Source organism: Streptomyces aureoversilis (assembly GCF_042657885.1).
GTDB classification, from domain to species: domain Bacteria; phylum Actinomycetota; class Actinomycetes; order Streptomycetales; family Streptomycetaceae; genus Streptomyces; species Streptomyces aureoversilis.
Genome location: NZ_JBHSKJ010000023.1, coordinates 71554 through 89166 on the forward strand (window position 1 = coordinate 71554; position 17613 = coordinate 89166).

21 protein-coding genes are annotated in these 17613 nt (G+C 72.5%); 13 read left to right on the top strand and 8 right to left on the bottom strand.

The window, feature by feature from the left end; all coding sequences use genetic code 11:
- Nucleotides 1-117 precede the first annotated feature (117 nt).
- The gene (locus tag ACFPP6_RS30990; protein ID WP_382049461.1) at nucleotides 118-807 is read left to right on the top strand and encodes a DUF1707 SHOCT-like domain-containing protein; all 690 of its coding nucleotides are present in this window, start codon (nucleotides 118-120) and stop codon (nucleotides 805-807) included.
- A 40-nt stretch (nucleotides 808-847) separates the two neighbouring features.
- Here the strand turns inward: ACFPP6_RS30990 and ACFPP6_RS30995 are convergent, their stop codons facing one another.
- On the bottom strand, nucleotides 848-2173 hold the full coding sequence (locus ACFPP6_RS30995) for an SGNH/GDSL hydrolase family protein (RefSeq protein ID WP_382049463.1): 1326 nt from the start codon (nucleotides 2171-2173) through the stop codon (nucleotides 848-850).
- A 311-nt stretch (nucleotides 2174-2484) separates the two neighbouring features.
- Here ACFPP6_RS30995 and ACFPP6_RS31000 point away from each other — a divergent pair, with 311 nt between their 5' ends.
- From ACFPP6_RS31000 to ACFPP6_RS31030, 7 genes are all read left to right on the top strand, one after another.
- Nucleotides 2485-3765, top strand: coding sequence for a DUF445 domain-containing protein (locus ACFPP6_RS31000; RefSeq protein ID WP_382049465.1), 1281 nt, complete (start codon nucleotides 2485-2487; stop codon nucleotides 3763-3765).
- Nucleotides 3766-3804: 39 nt separating this feature from the next.
- Nucleotides 3805-4002, top strand: a complete 198-nt coding sequence (locus tag ACFPP6_RS31005) for a DUF3311 domain-containing protein (protein ID WP_382049467.1) — start codon at nucleotides 3805-3807, stop codon at nucleotides 4000-4002.
- A gap of 41 nt (nucleotides 4003-4043) precedes the next feature.
- The gene (locus ACFPP6_RS31010; protein WP_382049550.1) at nucleotides 4044-5522 is read left to right on the top strand and encodes a sodium:solute symporter family protein; all 1479 of its coding nucleotides are present in this window, start codon (nucleotides 4044-4046) and stop codon (nucleotides 5520-5522) included.
- A 132-nt stretch (nucleotides 5523-5654) separates the two neighbouring features.
- Nucleotides 5655-6146 carry an RICIN domain-containing protein gene (locus ACFPP6_RS31015; protein WP_382049469.1) on the top strand — a complete coding sequence of 164 codons (492 nt, stop codon included), beginning with the start codon at nucleotides 5655-5657 and terminating at the stop codon, nucleotides 6144-6146.
- Nucleotides 6147-6379: 233 nt separating this feature from the next.
- Nucleotides 6380-7492, top strand: coding sequence for an amidase domain-containing protein (locus ACFPP6_RS31020; protein ID WP_382049471.1), 1113 nt, complete (start codon nucleotides 6380-6382; stop codon nucleotides 7490-7492).
- A gap of 120 nt (nucleotides 7493-7612) precedes the next feature.
- A complete protein-coding gene (locus tag ACFPP6_RS31025; protein ID WP_382049473.1) occupies nucleotides 7613-8470 on the top strand; it encodes a fumarylacetoacetate hydrolase family protein in 858 nt (285 codons plus the stop codon).
- A 60-nt stretch (nucleotides 8471-8530) separates the two neighbouring features.
- Entirely contained in the window at nucleotides 8531-8818 is a 288-nt protein-coding gene (locus ACFPP6_RS31030) for a hypothetical protein (RefSeq protein ID WP_382049475.1), read from the top strand.
- On the opposite strand, the gene ACFPP6_RS31035 is transcribed toward ACFPP6_RS31030, so the two are convergent.
- Both ACFPP6_RS31035 and ACFPP6_RS31040 read right to left on the bottom strand, forming a co-directional pair.
- Entirely contained in the window at nucleotides 8803-9027 is a 225-nt protein-coding gene (locus tag ACFPP6_RS31035; RefSeq protein ID WP_079110794.1) for a DUF397 domain-containing protein, read from the bottom strand. The two genes, ACFPP6_RS31030 and ACFPP6_RS31035, sit on opposite strands and share 16 nt — an antisense overlap.
- A gap of 11 nt (nucleotides 9028-9038) precedes the next feature.
- On the bottom strand, nucleotides 9039-9902 hold the full coding sequence (locus ACFPP6_RS31040; RefSeq protein WP_382049477.1) for a helix-turn-helix domain-containing protein: 864 nt from the start codon (nucleotides 9900-9902) through the stop codon (nucleotides 9039-9041).
- Nucleotides 9903-10101: 199 nt separating this feature from the next.
- On the opposite strand from ACFPP6_RS31040, the gene ACFPP6_RS31045 reads away from it, so the two are divergent.
- Together ACFPP6_RS31045 and ACFPP6_RS31050 are read left to right on the top strand one after the other, a co-directional pair.
- Nucleotides 10102-10449 (top strand): hypothetical protein, encoded by a 348-nt coding sequence (locus ACFPP6_RS31045; protein WP_382049479.1) that lies wholly within the window; start codon nucleotides 10102-10104, stop codon nucleotides 10447-10449.
- Nucleotides 10446-10682, top strand: coding sequence for a DUF6255 family natural product biosynthesis protein (locus tag ACFPP6_RS31050; protein ID WP_382049481.1), 237 nt, complete (start codon nucleotides 10446-10448; stop codon nucleotides 10680-10682). The genes ACFPP6_RS31045 and ACFPP6_RS31050 overlap by 4 nt, the downstream gene beginning before the upstream one ends.
- Before the next feature lie 173 nt (nucleotides 10683-10855).
- Here the strand turns inward: ACFPP6_RS31050 and ACFPP6_RS31055 are convergent, their stop codons facing one another.
- The 3 genes from ACFPP6_RS31055 to ACFPP6_RS31065 all read right to left on the bottom strand — a co-directional run bounded on the left by ACFPP6_RS31055 (nucleotide 10856) and on the right by ACFPP6_RS31065 (nucleotide 13500).
- Nucleotides 10856-11821, bottom strand: a complete 966-nt coding sequence (locus ACFPP6_RS31055; protein ID WP_382049483.1) for an aminoglycoside phosphotransferase family protein — start codon at nucleotides 11819-11821, stop codon at nucleotides 10856-10858.
- An 84-nt stretch (nucleotides 11822-11905) separates the two neighbouring features.
- Nucleotides 11906-12370, bottom strand: coding sequence for a heme-degrading domain-containing protein (locus ACFPP6_RS31060; RefSeq protein ID WP_382049485.1), 465 nt, complete (start codon nucleotides 12368-12370; stop codon nucleotides 11906-11908).
- Nucleotides 12367-13500, bottom strand: coding sequence for a Gfo/Idh/MocA family protein (locus ACFPP6_RS31065; protein WP_382049487.1), 1134 nt, complete (start codon nucleotides 13498-13500; stop codon nucleotides 12367-12369). The genes ACFPP6_RS31060 and ACFPP6_RS31065 overlap by 4 nt, the downstream gene beginning before the upstream one ends.
- Nucleotides 13501-13556: 56 nt before the next feature.
- On the opposite strand from ACFPP6_RS31065, the gene ACFPP6_RS31070 reads away from it, so the two are divergent.
- Nucleotides 13557-14735 carry an ROK family protein gene (locus ACFPP6_RS31070; RefSeq protein ID WP_382049489.1) on the top strand — a complete coding sequence of 393 codons (1179 nt, stop codon included), beginning with the start codon at nucleotides 13557-13559 and terminating at the stop codon, nucleotides 14733-14735.
- Nucleotides 14736-14775: 40 nt separating this feature from the next.
- Here the strand turns inward: ACFPP6_RS31070 and ACFPP6_RS31075 are convergent, their stop codons facing one another.
- Entirely contained in the window at nucleotides 14776-15216 is a 441-nt protein-coding gene (locus tag ACFPP6_RS31075) for a hypothetical protein (RefSeq protein WP_382049491.1), read from the bottom strand.
- Nucleotides 15217-15218: 2 nt separating this feature from the next.
- On the bottom strand, nucleotides 15219-15425 hold the full coding sequence (locus ACFPP6_RS31080; RefSeq protein ID WP_382049493.1) for a DUF5988 family protein: 207 nt from the start codon (nucleotides 15423-15425) through the stop codon (nucleotides 15219-15221).
- Between the two features lie 248 nt (nucleotides 15426-15673).
- On the opposite strand from ACFPP6_RS31080, the gene ACFPP6_RS31085 reads away from it, so the two are divergent.
- The gene (locus tag ACFPP6_RS31085) at nucleotides 15674-16486 is read left to right on the top strand and encodes a hypothetical protein (protein WP_382049495.1); all 813 of its coding nucleotides are present in this window, start codon (nucleotides 15674-15676) and stop codon (nucleotides 16484-16486) included.
- Nucleotides 16487-16688: 202 nt separating this feature from the next.
- A complete protein-coding gene (locus ACFPP6_RS31090; protein ID WP_382049497.1) occupies nucleotides 16689-17468 on the top strand; it encodes an HAD-IIA family hydrolase in 780 nt (259 codons plus the stop codon).
- The last annotated feature ends 145 nt before the right edge of the window (nucleotides 17469-17613 follow it).

Below are 17613 nucleotides of genomic sequence, written 5' to 3' on the forward strand. Positions count from 1 at the left end.
CTGCCGAGGTTCAACGACCGGATGCGGTACGAGATGCGCCCCGGCGGGGCCGTTGCGGTGAATGTCCCTTCTCGCGCAACGCCCTGAATCGATTCTTCCGCTCGCTACGCTGTTCGTATGATGAGCGAACTTCCTGACATGAGGGCCTCCGACGCGGAGCGGGAGCGTGTGGCCGAGGCCCTGCGCGAGGCCGTCGCCGAGGGCCGGCTGACCATGGAGGAGTTCGAGGAACGGCTGGAAGCGGCCTACAAGGCACGGACGCACGGCGACCTGGAGCCGCTCGTGCGCGACCTGCCGGCCCCCGCCGCCGCCGTCTCCCTCACCAAGCCCGCGGGCGCGACCGCGCCGGTGCAGCAGGACTGGGCGGACCGCATCGGCGGCCCCGCGAGCGGCACGGTGGCCATCGGCGTCATGGGCGGCTTCCAGCGCCGCGGCGCCTGGACGGTGCCCCGCAGCTTCACCGCCTTCACCTTCTGGGGCGGCGGCGAGATCGACCTGCGCGAGGCGCGCTTCGAGGACGGCGAGATCGTCATCCGCTGCATCGCGATCATGGGTGGCATGCAGATCACCGTGCCGCCGGACCTGGACGTGCACGTCGGCGGCATCGGCATCATGGGCGGCTTCGACGACAAGGCCTCCGGTCCCGGCACCCCGGGCTCGCCGCGGGTGCGCGTCACCGGCTTCGCCTTCTGGGGCGGGGTGGGGGTGGAGCGGAAGGTCACGCGGGAGGAGCGCAGGAGGCTCCGCGAGGAGCGGCGCGAGCAGCGGCGCCTGGACCGCGAGGAGCGGCGCAGGCCGCTGGAGTAAGGCGCTTACGGGGAGCCGGGAGCCGGGAGCCCCCGGCGGGTCACAGCGCGGCCGCCGCCTGCCCCTTCAGGCTCTCCAGGTCGATCGCCCGCGCCATCGCCTCGTACCCCGCGTCGCTCGGGTGCAGGTGGTCCCCGGAGTCGTAGGCCGGAAGGAGCCGCTCGGGAGCCGCCGGGTCCCGCAGCGTCCGGTCGAAGTCCACGACCGCGTCGAAGACGCCGCCGGCCCGGATGATCTCGTTGACGCTCTGGCGCGTGCTCTCCTGGCGCTCCACCGCGCCCTTGTGCCCGCCGAACGGCATCAGCGTCGAGCCGACCACCCGCAGGCCGCGCGCGTGCGCCCGCTGCACCATCGAGCGCAGGCCGCCCACGATCTGCTGCGGGTCCTGCACCTGCGGACTGCGCAGGATGTCGTTGATGCCGAGCGCCACGACGACGACGCGGGCGCCGGTCCGGCCGAGCACGTCCCGGTCGAAGCGCGAGAGGCCGCTGGGGTTGTTCGGCATCGGCGCGGCCGAGTTGCTCAGCAGTATGCGGTTGCCGCTGATGCCCTCGTTGAGGACGCCGTAGCGCGGGGCGCCGTTCTCCGTGCGCAGCCGGGCGGCCAGGTAGTCCGTCCAGCGGCGGTTGGCGCCGGCGGTGGAGGTCACGCCGTCGGTGATGGAGTCGCCGAGGGCGACGACCGCGCCGTGCGCCTCCTGGGTCCACACGTCCACGGCCGTCAGGTAGCGCCAGTACGGCGTCTTCGTGGTGTAGGCGGTGCCGAGGGGCTCCTCGGTGTGGTCGCCGCGCGCGATGAAGGAGAACTGCCGGGCGTGCGGGTGGTAGGTGACCGGGCCCGAGGAGACCGGCGTGTACGTGGTGACGAGCAGGTCCGCCGCGGCGGGCACGGCCATCCGGACCGGGTCGCTGAGCAGGGAGCCGCCGGCCGGGACGGTGACCGTGGGCTGCCCGGCGAAGGTCAGGCGCTGCATGCTGCCGGGCGCGGCCGCGGGGGAGCCGGGGGTCGCGGCGAGGGCGAGCGAGGCGTGGGTGACGGCGAGCGGCCGGTTGCCGTAGAGGTTGGAGAGCTGGATGCGGGCGCCCGTGCCGCCGATGCTGGTGCGGACCACGTTGCGGACCGACATCCCCGCGACGCCCTTGGCGGGGTTCGCCTCGCCGAAGGCGGGGGCGGTGGCCCAGGAGCCGACCCATTCCCCGGAGGCGGCGGGCTCGGCGGAGGGGTGGCTCTCGTGCCGGCTGGTGACGGCCTGTCCGTCCTGACCGCCGACCCCGATGAATATCGCGGTCGAGACGATGATCACCACGGCCGCCAGCGCGGCGAGGACGGCGTAGGCCGTGCCGCGGGGCAGGGGTGGCCTGTTCATGCGGGTGTCTCCTGGAAGAGGCGGAGCGAGCAGCTCCGGGTGCGGAAGCGGAACCGGGGACGGAAACAGCGACTGATCAGCAACAGCGCCCTCGCGGTCCGATCGCCGTTCCATGATCCCACGGTGGCCTCGGGGGTCGCCCGTCGGCCCGATGGGTCACGCAACGTGTCACATGCGACTTGTCAGACGCGGGGAACTCCCGGTCCGTTCCAGGAGTAGGCCGGGTAAGGACAATGCACGGAAGTCGGCTGGAACGGGTGGTGCGGATGAAACGGTCGCCGAGTGAGGATGCGGGTACCGCCGAACGGGTGATGCCCGCTCCGCTGGGCAGTCTCACCTACAGCGAGGCCGACGAGGAGAAACGCCGCGGAGTGCGCCGGATGAAGGCCCTCGCGACGGGGCTCCTGCTCGCGGTCGCACTGGTGTACGGGCTCGCGAAGTGGTCCCAGTCGGCGGGCGCGGGGGCCTGGGCCGGCTACGTGGCCGCGGCGGCCGAGGCCGGCATGGTCGGCGCCCTCGCCGACTGGTTCGCCGTCACCGCGCTCTTCCGCCGCCCGATGGGCCTGCCCATCCCGCACACCGCGATCATCCCCACCAAGAAGGACCAGCTCGGTCAGAGCCTCGGAGACTTCGTCGGCGAGAACTTCCTCTCCGGCGAGGTGGTGCGGGTCCGGCTGCGGGCCGTCGGCATCGCCTCCCGCCTCGGCGCCTGGCTCGCCCGGCCCGAGCACGCCGACCGCGTCACCGCCGAGCTGGCCACCGCCGTGCGCGGCGCGCTCACCGTCCTGCGGGACTCCGACGTGCAGGCCGTCGTCGGCGAGGCCATCACCCGGCGCGCCGACGCCGCCGAGGTCGCCCCCGGCATCGGCGCCATGCTGGAGAAGGTCGTCGCGGACGGCGGCCACCGGAAGGTCGTGGACCTGGTGTGCGTCCGCGCCCACGACTGGCTCGTCACCCACGGGGACTCCGTGATGGGGGCCGTTACGGGGGGTGCGCCCGGGTGGACGCCGCGGTTCGTCGACCGGAAGGTCGGGGAGCGGGTCTACAAGGAGCTGTTGCGGTTCGCCATCGAGATGCGCGACATGCCCGACCACCCGGCGCGCGGCGCCGTCGACCGCTTCCTCGGGGACTTCGCGCGCGACCTGCAGTCCGACACCGACACGCGGGCGCGCGTCGAGCGGCTGAAGTCCGACCTGCTGGGGCGGGGCGAGGTGCAGGACGTCATCGCGTCGGTGTGGGCCTCGGTCCGCGCCATGATCGTCGCCGCGGCGGAGGACGAGCGCAGCGAGCTGCGGCTGCGCGTGCGCGCCGGCATCCTCTCGCTCGGCTCGCGGATGGCCGCGGACGACCGGCTGCGGGAGAAGGTCGACGGGTGGCTGGAGGACGCGGCGGTCTACGTCGTGACGACGTACCGCGACGAGATCACGTCGCTCATCACGGACACGGTCGCGGGCTGGGACGCGGAGCACACGTCCCGGAAGATCGAGGCCCACATCGGCCGGGACCTGCAGTTCATCCGCATCAACGGCACGGTGGTGGGGGCGCTGGCGGGGCTGTGCATCTACGGTCTGACCAGGGGGCTGGGGGGTTAGCGCCGCCGGGCCGGCACCCGGCCCGGTTAGGGTCGCCCCGTGTTGAAACGTCCCACCTTGCTGTGGTTGCTCATTCCGTACGTGCTCTTCCTCGGCACGCTCCCGCTCGCCGACCGGGTGCGGCCCACGGTCATGGGGTTGCCCTTCCTGTTCTTCTGGCTGCTCGCCGCCACCCTCCTCACCCCCGTCGCCGTCTTCCTCGCCTGGCGGGGCGACCGCAAGCGAGGCCGCGTGTGAACGGCAACGCAGCGGTGGCGACCACCGTCTTCGCCGTCTTCATGGTGCTCACCGTCGCCCTCGGCCTCCTCGCCGTGCGCGGTCACGGCCGCACCACCGGCCTCGCCGAGTGGTCCGTCGGCGGCCGCAGCCTCGGCACCGTCTTCATCTGGGTGCTGATGGCCGGCGAGGGCTACACCAGCTTCAGCTACCTCGGCGCCGCCGGCTGGGGCTACAACCACGGCGCCCCGGTCCTCTACGTCATCGCCTACATGTCCTGCGGCTACGCGATCGGTTACGTCGTCGGCCCGACCCTCTGGTCGTACGCCCGCCGCCACGGCCTGGTCACCATCACCGACATGGTCGCCCACCGCTACGGCCGCCCCTGGCTCGGCACGGCGGTCGCGGTCCTGGCGACCGTGTGCCTGCTGCCGTACATCCAGCTGCAGATCACCGGCATGGGCGTCGTCGTCTCCACCATCTCCTACGGCGCCATCAGCCTGAACCAGGCCTACTTCATCGCCTTCGCCGTGACGACGGGCTTCGTGGTGGTGAGCGGGCTGCGGGGGAGCGCCTGGGTGTCGGTGCTCAAGGACGTGCTGGTCATCGTCACGCTCGCCTTCCTCGCGATCTACGTCCCGAACCACTACTTCGACGGCTACGGCCCCTTCCTCGACCGGCTCGTCGCCGAGAAGCCCGACTGGCTGACGCTGACCGGCCACGGCGGCAGCGGCCTCGACGTCACCTGGTTCGCGACCACGAGCTTCCTCAACTCCCTGACGGTCGTCATCTTCCCGACCACCGTGGCGGGGTACCTGGGCGCGCGCAGCGCCGATGCCCTGCGCCGCAACGCGATGCTGCTGCCGTTCTACAACGTGCTGCTGTTCGTGCCGATGCTGCTGGGCATGGCGGCGCTCTTCGTCGTGCCGGGGCTGACGGGTGCCGGGTCGAACCTCGCTCTGTTCAAGCTGGTCGTGGACTCGCTGCCCGCGTGGGCGGTCGGGGTCACCGGCGTCGCCGCGGCCCTCTCCTCCATCGTTCCCATGGCCGTGTTCATGCTGGTCATCGGCACGATGTGGGGGAAGAGCGTACTGGGGACGATCCCGGCCCTGGCCGGCCGGCCGCGGCGGCAGCGGATCGCGGCCCAGACCGTCGTGGTCGTGTCGGGCGCGCTGGCCCTCGCCCTGACGTACCTGACGCCCAACACCCTCGTCCGCCTCTCCCTCATCTCGTACGAGGGGATGGCGCAGCTCGTCCCGATGATCCTGCTGGGCCTGGTGTGGCGGCGGCTGACGCTGTGGGGCGCGGTGAGCGGACTCGTGGCGGGAGGGACGCTCGTGTGCGCCCTCGTCTTCACCGAGCACGACCCCCTGTGGGGCGTGAACGCGGGAGCGCTCGCGCTGGGCGTGAACCTGGTGGTGGCGCTGGCCGTCTCCTGGCTCGGCCCGCAGCCGGCCGACGACCGCCCGGACGAGGAGGTCCTGGCGACCGATCCCCGGCCGGAGGAGTCGGCGCGACCGGAGGAGTCGGTTCCGGCATAAGGGGCGAATGAGTCGATTGCTTGGCCGGTTCCGGCACTTGCCGTGAGCAAAGGCGAATGGAAATGTTCGCGCTGTTCTCCGGACCGCATGTTTCGAACCGAATGGAGCGATGCAATGCGTATCACCGGCAAGATGATCTTTGCAGCCGCGGCGACCACCCTGCTGACGGGCGCCCTTGTCACCACCGGGAACCCGGCCACGGCCGCGGCCGCGCCGCCGGACACCTTCACCAAGTCCGTCCAGTCCTACCTCGACAACACCAACCTCGACGCCTACGACGGGGCTGCCGTCTGGACCAGGGACGGCAGCTACGCGGACCAGGTGTGGACGTTCGACAGAGTGGCCACCCAGCCCGACGGGCTGGGCGTCTACACGATCAAGAACACCCGCTTCGGCACCTGCATCGCCGCCACGGCCGCCTCCGGCAAGGTGCAGTTGGGCAAGTGCGACCCGCACAACCTGGCCCAGCGCTGGACCGTGGACACCGCCGAGGACCAGACCGAGATCCTCAACAAGAAGTTCGCGGACACCGCCCTCCAGGCGAACGGCTCCGACCAGGCCGTGACCACCGAGGAGCAGGGGGACGGCCCCAACAACCAGCTGTGGACCTTCTACGACAAGTAGGGGGCAGCGCCCCCGGGCTGACGAAATGCGACCAGGCCGACGATCCCGACTCGTCGGCCTGGACCAATTTTGACCGTACGTGTTCGGGAGATAGCGCAGATCCATGCAAGGATCACCCGTACCACCAGTAATCCGAGGTTTGTGCGAAGATTCCGTCCCCGGTCCGATCGGACCGGGCGACAAGGGGAAACATCGTGCACATAACGAGATTCAGAGCCGCTGTTGGGGCGGCTGTGACGGTGGCCGCGACGGCCGCTCTCCTGCCCACGTCGGCCGCGTTCGCGGCGGGCAAGCCGGACTCCCGCACGGCGGACAGTGCGACCGTCGAGGCCTTCGGCCGAATAGCCGACGCCGTACTGAACGACCGCACCTCGGTCCTCCTGGACTCCCGCTCGGCCGACCGCAAGGCGACCAAGCTCGACGGCAAGGTCCGTCTCTCCTCCGGCCTCTCGAAGGCCGAGGACACCGGACTGTCCTCGCTGAAGATGCGGAAGTCCTGGCTCGCCGCCCTCGGCGAGGCCTACACCGGCGCCGACACCAAGACCTCGGTCGACAAGACGACCGTCAAGGGCAACCGCGCCACCGTCCGTGTCACCGAGACCACGGTGCTCACGTACAAGAAGATCCGCGGTGACGAGCCGTCGACCACCGGCTTCACCGCCCACCACGAGCTCAGCTTCTCCCTCGGGAAGAACGGCAAGTGGGAGCTGACGGGCATCCGCCCGCAGGACGACGGCCCCGGCGCCATCAACGAGCCCCGCACGGCGGTGGCGGCGACCGGCAGCATCGACCTCAACGGCAGCCCGGCCGCGACCCGGTACCCCGGCAGCCGGAACGCCAAGCCGAAGTCGCTGACCGCCACCACCAAGGGCGGTCTCGACTACAAGGCGATGGCCGCCTACGCCGAGAAGTACTGGCGCAACTACAACCCCGCCTACCGCAGCTTCAACAGCTACGGCGGCGACTGCACCAACTTCATCAGCCAGGCCCTCAAGGCCGGCGGCTGGAAGGACGCGGCGGGCACGGACACCTCCGACTACCGCAAGTGGTGGTACAACAAGTCGAGCCAGTCCGACTCCTGGGTCGGCGCCAACGAGTGGTCGTGGCACACGCTGTCCACCAAGCGGGCGACCAACCTGTCGAACGTGTACCAGATGGACGTCGGCGACATCCTGCAGATGGACTTCGACGGTGACGGGTCCAAGGACCACTCCATGATGACCACGTACCGCAGCCGGATGGGCGTCCCGTACCTGACGTACCACTCGACCAACACCTACCGGAAGTCGGTCGCGAGCATCATCGCGTCCTACCCCGGGGCGATCTACTACGCCTACCGCACCTGATGCGGCGTGGGCCGCGCCCGCCCACCCGGCCTCCGGGCGGGCGGGCGCGGCCCGCACTTCACTGTTCGCAGTCCGAAACGGCTCTTGCGGAGAACCCCTCCGTTCTTGGACGATCAAGCGATGAAACTGCTGCGTGTGGGGCCCGCGGGGGCGGAACGCCCGGCGCTGCTGGACGAGGACGGCACCCTTCGTGACCTGTCGGCGCTGGTGACCGAGGTCGACGGCGCGCTGCTCGGCGACGCGCCCGCGCTGTCGCGCATCCGGGCCGCCGTCGGCGCCCGCATCCTCCCCGCCCTCGACCCGGCCAGCCTGCGCACCGGCCCGCCCCTCGCCCGGATCGGCAAGATCGTGGGCGTCGGCCTGAACTACCGCCGCCTGGCAGCCGAGACCCGCTCCGTCGTCCCCGCCGAACCCGTCCTCTTCCTCAAGGCCGCGGACACGGTCGTCGGCCCCGACGACCCGGTCCTGCTGCCGCCCGGGAGCGAGAAGACCGACTGGGAGATCGAACTCGGCGTCGTCATCGCCCACCGCGCGCGCCGTCTGGAGACGGACGAGGACGCGCTGGCGGCCGTCGGCGGCTACGTCCTCGCGCACGACGTCTCCGAGCGCGAGTTCCAGTTCACCCGCGGCGGCGCGTGGGTCAAGGGCAAGAACTACGAGACGTTCACCCCGCTGGGCCCCTGGCTCGTCACCCCCGACGAGATCCGCGACCCGCAGGCCCTGCGGCTGCGGCTGTGGGTCAACGGCGACCTCAAGCAGGACGACAGCACGGCCGACCAGATCTTCCCGGTCGCGGAGGTCGTCCGGTACGTCAGCTCCTTCATGACCCTGTATCCGGGTGACGTCATCCTGACGGGCACCCCGGCGGGCGTGGCCATGAGCCGCCCGGACCCCAAGCCGTACCTGAGGGCGGGGGACGTGGTGGAGCTGGAGGGGACGGGGCTGGGGCGGCAGAGGCAGGAACTCAAGGACGCGTAGCGTCCGGCCCTCGGCGTGTACGGCGCGGTTTTGCCCCCCACGTGCGGCATATTTTCCGATATGCGCAGAACGCGGAGAACCAACCCTGCGGTGGTCGCTGCGCTCGCCGTGGTGGCGAGCGTGGTGCTGGTGTGCGCGTTCACCTTCCCGGCGCCGAAGGGGGCGCCGAAGGGGGCGCCGCCCGCGCCCCGGGAGCGCCACGTCGCGCCCGACGGCCGGGAGCTGGCCCACGACGGCCGGCCGACGGGTGCCGACACGCTGGTAGTCGGCGCGGGGATGGTTGCCGTCGGCGCCGTGCTGGGTCTCTGTGGCCTGGTGTGCAACCGGCCCCGTCACGAGACCGGTTGAAAAGCGCCCTCGCTGCCGCCGCGTATGGAGTGCACGAAGGTCGCCCAGGCGTGCGGTGACAATGTCAGCGCGCCGCGGGGGCGGTCTTTGCTGTCGCCTATGGCGACGAGGCGGTCTTCTGTCGGCTGCATCTCGATGCAATTCGGGCCGGTGTCTGTGCTGTACGAGGACTTGCGCCATTCATCTTCGGGCAGGTCGTGACGTATCACGGGGGAGTCCCTCACTCATGTTCAAGCCCACGTGCGATCGACGCGATCAGCTCAATGGACCGTCCTGGTGGCAGCGCTGAGGACCGCAACTTGTCCAGAACGCGGCGGTACTTCGCAACGGTTTCATCATCCTCCAGGCAAAGTGCACCGTCGAGGTGTTCCACCTGTACGACGTCCAGGTCCAGCGGGTCCGGGTAGGAGTAAAGGGCGAAGGATCCACCGGAGTCGGTGAACGATGTCTGTGTGAAGGGGATGACCTGAATCGTGATGTCGGGAGACTGGCTCAAATCCACAAGGTGTCGCAACTGCTCGGCCAGCACCCCAGGACCACCGAACTGCTGGTGAAGTACGCCTTCTGCCATGATGGCCGTGTATTGCGGTGGATTTCCGCGCAGGAAGATGCTCTGCCGGCTCATCCGGAAGTCGACGAAGAAGTCCAGCTGTTGCTCGGTCAGCGACGTCGAGGCGCCGGAGATGAGTGCGGCCGCATAGGTCTGCGTCTGCAGCAGCCCCGGCACGACCTGTGATTGGAACGCCGAGATCCGTGCGGCTTCGGACTCCAGGTCCAGGGCCTCTTTGAAGCCGTCCGCGAGCATGCCGCTGTGGCGACGCCACCAAGTCCGCTTGTTGCCCTCGGATGCGAGTGCAACAAGCCACTCGCGCAGCTTCTCGTCGTCGACTCCGTAGAGGGTGAACAGGACTTCGAGTTCAAGTCGCGTGACGCGGTGCTGTCCAGTCTCCTGTCGGCTGATCTTCGTTCTGTCGCCATGGATCGCCTTGGCCGCCGCTTCAGGCGACACGCCTGCAGCTTCCCGTAGTGCTCTCAGTTCGGCGCCCAGCTTGCGGCGACGGGCTGTGCGGCGCGGGTGCTTCATGCTTCCTCCCCTGCTGGCCGTGCCCGCCCAGTGTGCTGCACGAGATCGGCGCCCTCGCTGGGCGGCTGCGACCGTCACCCACAGGGGTGAACTCTCCATTTTGGAGGTCAAATTGTTGCGGGCGAAGCGCGCGGAGGGCCATCGTGGATGCGCGGCTACAGCGGGTAGTCGCGGACGCCGGGGGAAGGTTGCAGGGGCGATGACGTACAGGAACGGCGCGTTCGTGGTGGACACCCGGGAGGGGCGGATGGCCCAGGTCATCGGCAGCGAAGGCCACCGCGTGCAGGTGCGGCAGCCCGGCGGTGGCCTGGAATGGGAAGTCCCCTTCTCGTCCCTGCGGTTGGCGACCAGCGCGGAGCGAGCCGCGGCGCGCGCGAACCCGGAACCTCCCGCCCGCCCCGCGATCGCCGACTGCCCGGAGTGCCCGGCGCTCAAGGCGGCCTGGTGGGAGGCGACGATCGAAGGGGACCCTTTCAAGGCGGGCGACGCCCTGGTCGCAGTACGGCGGCACTGGAGGTCGCACATGTCGGAAGGAACGCGCGCATGAGGATCCGCTGCAACCACAGCGAGGGGTGGGCACACCCGGCCCCGGGCGAGGCCCGGTGCAAGGCCTGCGGGGTGACCCGCTTCGCGGATTACGGCGCGGTGCGCCCGCCGGGCCTGCCGAGCGCGCTCACCCCGAAACCGAGGGACGCCCGCCGAGCGGACCTCGCCGCGGCAACGTGGATCGCGAACATGCCCCGCAGGACGGTGTGGTGGGGGCTGACCACCGCGGCATAGGTGCGGGTCGGAACAGGCCGGCAGCCGGGGGCCAGTCCGGCTGTCGGTCGTCGGCCGGTGGGGGCGCCTTGGGGCCCGGAAATCACCCGGGCTGGGGCGTACGGCGGCGGATAAGCGGCCCGTTTTCTTCAGGCGGCGGCGCTCTGGGGCGCCGCCGCCTGAAGGGCCGGGCGTCAGCCCAGGTTCTCCAGGCTCAGCGGGGTCCGCGCGCGCCACTGGTCGATGGCCGGTTCCAGCATCGGGGCCAGGTCCGGCTTGAGGGAGGCGAAGGCCAGTGCTCCTACGATCTGCAGGAAGCGCGCGCTCTCCATGACGTCCAGCAGGGCGCGGTCCACGCGTGTGCCGCTCGCGCGCTCGTACTCCTCGATCCCCTGCGGGCCGACGAGGGTGAGGTCCCACTCGACGGGGCCGCGGGTGGCGTCCTCGAAGTCGCTGAAGAGATGGCCGGTGGCGGTGCGCAGGAGGTTGTAGGCGGGGGAGTCGCCGTGGAGGGTCTGCAGGCGCGCGCCGGGGAAGCGGGCGGGCAGGTCCTGGACGAGGGTCTCCAGGACGGCGTACTCCTTGCGGGCCCGGTCCAGCTCCCCGGGCGTGAGGAGGGGGTGCGGGTGCTCGGCGAGCTCGTCCAGGGTCCGGCCGACCGCGGGGACCACGGGGGAGAGGACGGGCAGGTCGTCGCCGGGGTGCTCGGCGAGCAGCGCGTGCAGTTCCGCCACCCAGCCCGTCTGTTCGACGAAGCGCTCCTGCAGGGCCGCGGGGTCGGTGACGGCGGACAGGGGGTCCGTCTCGTCGACGAACTCCCAGAACGTCAGCGACCGTCCGTCGATCTCGACGGGCTCGCGGGGGACGAGGGGGCTCGGCCCGACGACGGGCGCGCCGCGGTCCGCCAGCCAGCCCGCCACGGCGAGCTCGCGGCGCTGCTTGGCGGCCTGTTCCGCGAGGGGCCCGGCGGCCAGGGAGGGGACGCGGACCACGACGGGGTGCGGGGCCAGGTGCACCAGCACGTTGAAGACGTTGTACAGCACGCGCGGCTCGTCCGGCTGCAGCCCGAGGCCGCAGCCCGCCCTGGTGGCCAGGTCGACCGCGTGCTCGGCGCGTTCGGCGGCGGTGAGGGCGGGGGAGGGGGTGTCAGCGGTAGGCATATGGGCGATCCTGCATGGCGGGAAAGGGCGTTGTCGACGGGATTTCGCCCCGTACGAGCCCCGCATGAGCCCTTCCCGCGCCCCTCACTCCTCCAGGAAGCGTTCCAATCCCTCCACCACCAACGCGTGGTCCTCCGCCTGCGGCAGGCCCGAGACGGCGACCGCCCCGATCACGCCCGTACCCCGTACCCGCAGCGGGAAGGCGCCCCCGTGCGCCGCGTAGCGGTCGGGGTCGAGGCGGGAGGCCTCCTCGAAGGTGCGGCCCTTGGCGCGGAAGCGGGCTCCGACCAGGAAGGACGACTCCCCGTACCGTTCCACCACCCGGCATTTGCGGGCGATCCACGCGTCGTTGTCCGCGGACGTGCCGGGGAGCGCGCAGTGGAAGAGCTGCTGGGCGCCGCGCCGGATGCCGACCGTGACCGCCGCGCCGCGCTCCCTCGCCAGGTCCACCAGGACGTTGCCCAGGCGCCACGCGTCGTCGTTGCCGAAGTGGCCGAGGACCAGGCGCCGTTCGTCCTCCTCCAGGCGGGCGATGTCCGCAGCGGTCACCGGGTCTCCTCGATCCGTACCGTCCGGCCCTCGTCCGCCGACACCCGCGCCGCCTCCAGCACCCGCAGCGCCGCCGCCGCTTCCCACGCCGTCACGGGCGGCTCGCCGCCGGTGCGCAGGGCGGTCTCGATCGCCGCGTAGTAGGCGGGGTAGTCGCCCGGCAGGGTGGGGACGGGGTCGCCGCCGCCCGTCTGCGGGGACTCGCCCGCGCCGAGGCGGCCCCAGAGGGACTCGGGCTCGACGCCCCAGCCGGCGGGCCCGGAGCCGGGGCGCAGGCCCTCCCGCAGCGCCGCCTCCTGCGGGTCGAGGCCGTACTTCACGTAGCCGGCCGCGCTGCCCAGCACCCGGAAGCGCGGGCCCAGCTGGGCCGTGGTGGCGCTGACCCACAGGTGGGAGCGGACGCCGCTCGTGTGCGTCACGGCGATGAACGTGTCGTCGTCGGCCTCGGCGCCGGGGCGGCGGACGTCGGCCTCGGCGTAGACGGAGGCGGCGGGGCCGAAGAGGGTGAGGGCCTGGTCCACGACGTGGCTGCCCAGGTCGTAGAGGAGGCCGCCGATCTCCGCGGGGTCGCCGGACTCGCGCCAGCCGCCCTTCGGCTGCGGCCGCCAGCGCTCGAAGCGGGACTCGAAGCGCAGCACGCTGCCGAGGGCGCCGTCGGCCAGGAGCCGCTGCACGGTGCGGAAGTCGTTGTCCCAGCGGCGGTTCTGGAAGGCGCTGAGCAGCAGGCCGCGCTCCTCCGCGAGGCCGGCGAGGGCCTCCGCCTCGGCGGCGGTCGCGGCGAGGGGCTTGTCGACCACGACCGGGAGGCCGGCTTCGAGGGCGGTGCGGGCGAGCGGCACGTGGGTGCGGTTGGGGGAGGCGATGACGACGAGGTCGAGCTCTCCGGCGCGCTCGAAGAGCGCCTCGCTGCCGGCGACCGTCCGCACGCCGGGGTGCTCGGCGGCGGCCTGGCGCTGCCGGTCGGGGTTGCCGGTGACGACCGTGTCGAGGACGAGGCCGTCCGTGGCGGCGATGAGCGGGGCGTGGAAGACGGAGCCCGCGAGGCCGTAGCCGATCAGGCCCACCCGGAGGTCCCCCTGCGGGGCTCCGCCGTCGCCGTTCATGCCGTCCGTACCGTTCGCGCCATTCATGCTCCCTACTTTGGCAACGCTGTTGCGAAACCGCAAGCGGCAGGGACAATGGACTCGTGAACCGCACGCTCGCCCCCGGCGCCAACCTCACCGCCCTCCGTGACCACAACGCCGCCCTCGTCCTCGGGCTGCTGCGCGACGCCGGGCCGGACGGCGCGAGCCGGGCCGAGCTGGCGGACCGTACGGGCCTCACACCGCAGGCGGTCAGCAAGATCACGGGGCGGCTGCGGGTCGCGGGCCTGGCCGCCGAGGCGGGCCGCCGGGCGTCCACGGGCGGCAAGCCGGCCACGGCCCTGCGCCTGGTGCCGGGCGCGGCGCACGCGATCGGCGTCCACCTCGAACGCGACGCCCTGACGGTCACCCTCGTCGACCTGTCCGGGGCCGGGGCCGCGACCCGTACGTCCCCCCTCGACCTGGGGGCGGGCGCGGAGGCGGTCCTGGCCGCGGTCGCGGAGGCGGTCGCGCGCGTACGGGCCGAGGCCGGCGGCTCCCTCCTCGGCGTCCTCGGCGCCGGGGTCGCCCTCCCCGGGCCCCTCGACCACCGCACCGGCGTCCTGCAGCGCGTCACCGGCCTGCCCCGGTGGGACGGGTTCCCGCTGCGGGACGCGCTCGCCGAGCGGCTCGGGATGCCCGTCGTGGTCGACAAGGACACCAACGCCGCCGCGCTCGGCCTCGTGCTCCGCGGCTGCGTCGGGGCGGCGGGCTCCTTCGCCTACCTGCACCTCGGCACCGGCCTGGGCGCCGGCCTCGTGCTGGGCGGCGAGGTGCACCGGGGCGCGCGGACCGGCGCGGGCGAGTTCGGTCACCAGGTGCTCCAACTGGACGGGCCGCCGTGCCGCTGCGGCAACCGTGGCTGCATCGAGGTGCTGTGCCTGGACGCGGTCGCCCGGGGCGACACCGCGGAGGCGGCCCGGCTGCTCGGCACCGGCGCCGCCAACCTCGTACGGCTGCTGGACATCGACCTCGTGCTGCTCGGGGGCGGCGTGCTGCTGAAGGACTCCGGCGCCTACGCGGCCGGGGTGCGGGAGGTGCTCGGCGGTGCGCCGCCGGTGGCCGTCGCCCCGGCCGGGGAGCGCACGGTCGTGGAAGGCGCCGCGGAGCTCGTCCTGGCGTCGCTGTTCGGCCGGGGAGGGCGGGACCGTCACCGGGCCCTGGAGGAGGCCGGCCTCGCGGGTCCGTCCGGCCTCGCGGGCCCGTCCGGACTTACGGCTCCGCCCGGACTTACGGGCCGGTGAGGCCTCACCATCCCGTCCGGTCTCGCCGCCCCCTCCGCCCTCACGGCCCCGTCCCCAGGAACCGCTCGACCTTGAGCGAGGCGAATCCGCCGGCCGGCGCCTCCCCCAGCTCCGACGCGTCGTCGCCCTCCTCGATCCTCCTGCTCGTGCCCGTCTGGCCGGGCCCGCTGTAGAGGGTGACCACCCACCGCGGCCGCGGGCCCTTGCCCGGCCTGCCGCGCCGCTCCGGCACCAGCACGGACCGGACGGGCCCGGCGTGCTCGTACGCGCCGGGGCCGAACTCCTGCCACCGGCCCCGGAAGTGGGGCGCCGAGAAGAGCGCGGGCAGGTCCTTGCCGGGGTAGTGCCCCAGGAAGGGCTCGAGCAGATCGCCGACCAGGGGCAGGCCGGCCAGGGTCTTGAGGGGGTTCCTCCGGTAGGTCTCGGCGTCGTCCCCGCTCCGTGGGGCCGGCGTCCCCCGGCCGCCTCGCTCCTCCGTCACCGTTACTCCGCCACCTCCGTGCGGGCCACCCACTCGTAGACCGGCAGCCGTCCCTCGGCCGTGTCCCACTGCCGTGACGTGGCCCTGAAATGTTCGTAACCGCCCCGGAAGGGGACCTTCACTTCCTCGCCCGGCGCCGCGGCCGGGACGATGTGCTCCGGGAGGCCTTCCGGCCCGCCCTGGAGGACGCATTTGTCAGCAGTGGCCATGTCCCGATCCTGACCGCGCGGCGCCCGGGTGGCACGGCCCGGCGCACCGGCGCCACTCGGATGACACGAAAATAGGCTCATCGGGCGGTATGTGACGGCTGGTCGGGGGTACGTGGCCGCGCCGGGCCGGGGACCGCCGCCGGGCGGTGGGAGGTTCGGGACAGCAACAGGACCCCACGACCCGTCAACCGGGCCCACGGCACGACCCCGTCGGCCGGCCCCACGACCCCCACCGCAAAGGTCCCGCGATGCCCAAGCCCCGTGTGCTCGTCCTCGGCGCCACCGCGCTCGCGATCTTCTCCACGGCCGCACCCGCGCCCGCCTCCCCGGCGGGCGGGACCGCCGTCCGCTCCCGCTGCGCCTCGCCCGGTACACCGGACTTCCCCATCGCCGCCCGGCTGAGCGGCGGCCCGGAGACGTACGAGCGCGGCGCCCCGCCCCGCTCCTGGCGGCTGGAACTGCGCAACGACTCCGGCGCCGAGTGCCGGGCCGTGCACCCCGTCGCGGTCCTCGCCGACCGCGGCCGGGCGCTCGCCCCCGGCGACATCCGCCTCGACTTCTACGACCCGGGGGCGGAGCGCTGGCGCCCCGTGCGGTTCGAACGGACCGACGAGGCCGAGAACGTCGGCGTCTTCGACGGCTCCAAGGACCCCGGCCGCGCCGACAAGAATCCAGGCCGGGCCGACCGCGCCGACCGGGCCGCCCGCGTCCCCGCGTTCCCCGGCTTCTCCGTCCCCGCCCACGGGAGCGTGCCCGTACGCGTACGCCTCGGTTTCGCCAGGACCGCCCCCGAAGGCCCCGTGACGGCCAACGTCACCGCCGTGCAGCGGCGCGGCGACGACGGCGACTGGGTGGGGGAGTCCAACGACTACACCTTCGGCATCGGCAAGGCCGCCGGCCGTGCCGATGCCGGCAAGAAGCGGGGAGCCGACGACGGCGAACAGCCGATCCTCGCCGACACGGGCTCCCAGCGCCCCCTGCTCGCCATCGCCGCGGCGGCCGGCGCCCTGCTCCTCGCCGGGGCGTCCCTCGTCGTCGGGGCGCGCCGCTCGGGGCGCTGAGGCCGGGCCCGGGGCGCGGGACGGCGCGGTCGCCGCACGGGCGGCCGCGCCGTCCCGCGCACACCCTCGCACCGGTGGGGAACCCCGGTGGAGAAGGAGGCCGGCGGGAGCTGATTACGCTGGAGGGGCAGGCCGTGGCACGAAGAGGTGCGACCCGGCGTCCCCCAGGCCCGCGAGCGGGCGCGTACGGCAGGAGTACCGCATGGCAGAGCGCAAGCCGATCGAGTCCTGGCTCACCGACATGGACGGCGTGCTGGTCCACGAGGGCATCCCGATCCCCGGGGCCGACGCCTTCGTCAAGAAGCTCAGAGAATCCGGCAAGCCCTTCCTCGTCCTGACCAACAACTCCATCTACACCCCCCGTGACCTGCACGCCCGCCTCGCCCGCATCGGGCTGGACGTGCCGGTCCAGAACATCTGGACCTCCGCGCTGGCCACCGCCCAGTTCCTGGACGACCAGCGGCCGGGCGGCACCGCCTACGTCATCGGCGAGGCGGGCCTGACCACGGCCCTGCACGACATCGGCTACGTCCTCACCGACTCCGAGCCCGACTACGTCGTCCTGGGGGAGACCCGGACGTACTCCTTCGAGGCGCTCACCAAGGCCATCCGGCTGATCAACGCCGGTGCGCGCTTCATCGCCACCAACCCCGACGAGACCGGGCCGTCCGCGGAGGGCGCCCTGCCCGCCACCGGCTCCGTGGCCGCGCTGATCACCAAGGCGACCGGCCGCGAGCCGTACTTCGTCGGCAAGCCCAACCCCCTGATGATGCGGGCCGGGCTCAACGCCATCGGTGCCCACTCCGAGGGCAGCGCCATGATCGGCGACCGGATGGACACCGACATCCTGGCCGGCCTGGAGGCGGGGATGCGGACGTACCTCGTGCTGACCGGGCTGACCCGGCCCGAGGAGGTCGACCGCTACCCCTTCCGGCCCTCCCACGTCGTCGACTCCATCGCGGACCTGGCAGATCTCATCTGACGCCTCCCGTGACGCCTCCCGGTCCGCGGGGCCCGGCCTCCGGCCCCTGATCCGAACGGGCCCCGCCACCCTCATCTGAACGGGCTCCGTCCGGCACCGAACGGAGCAACTCGCCTACGGAGCGGATGCGCCCGCGGGGAAGAGC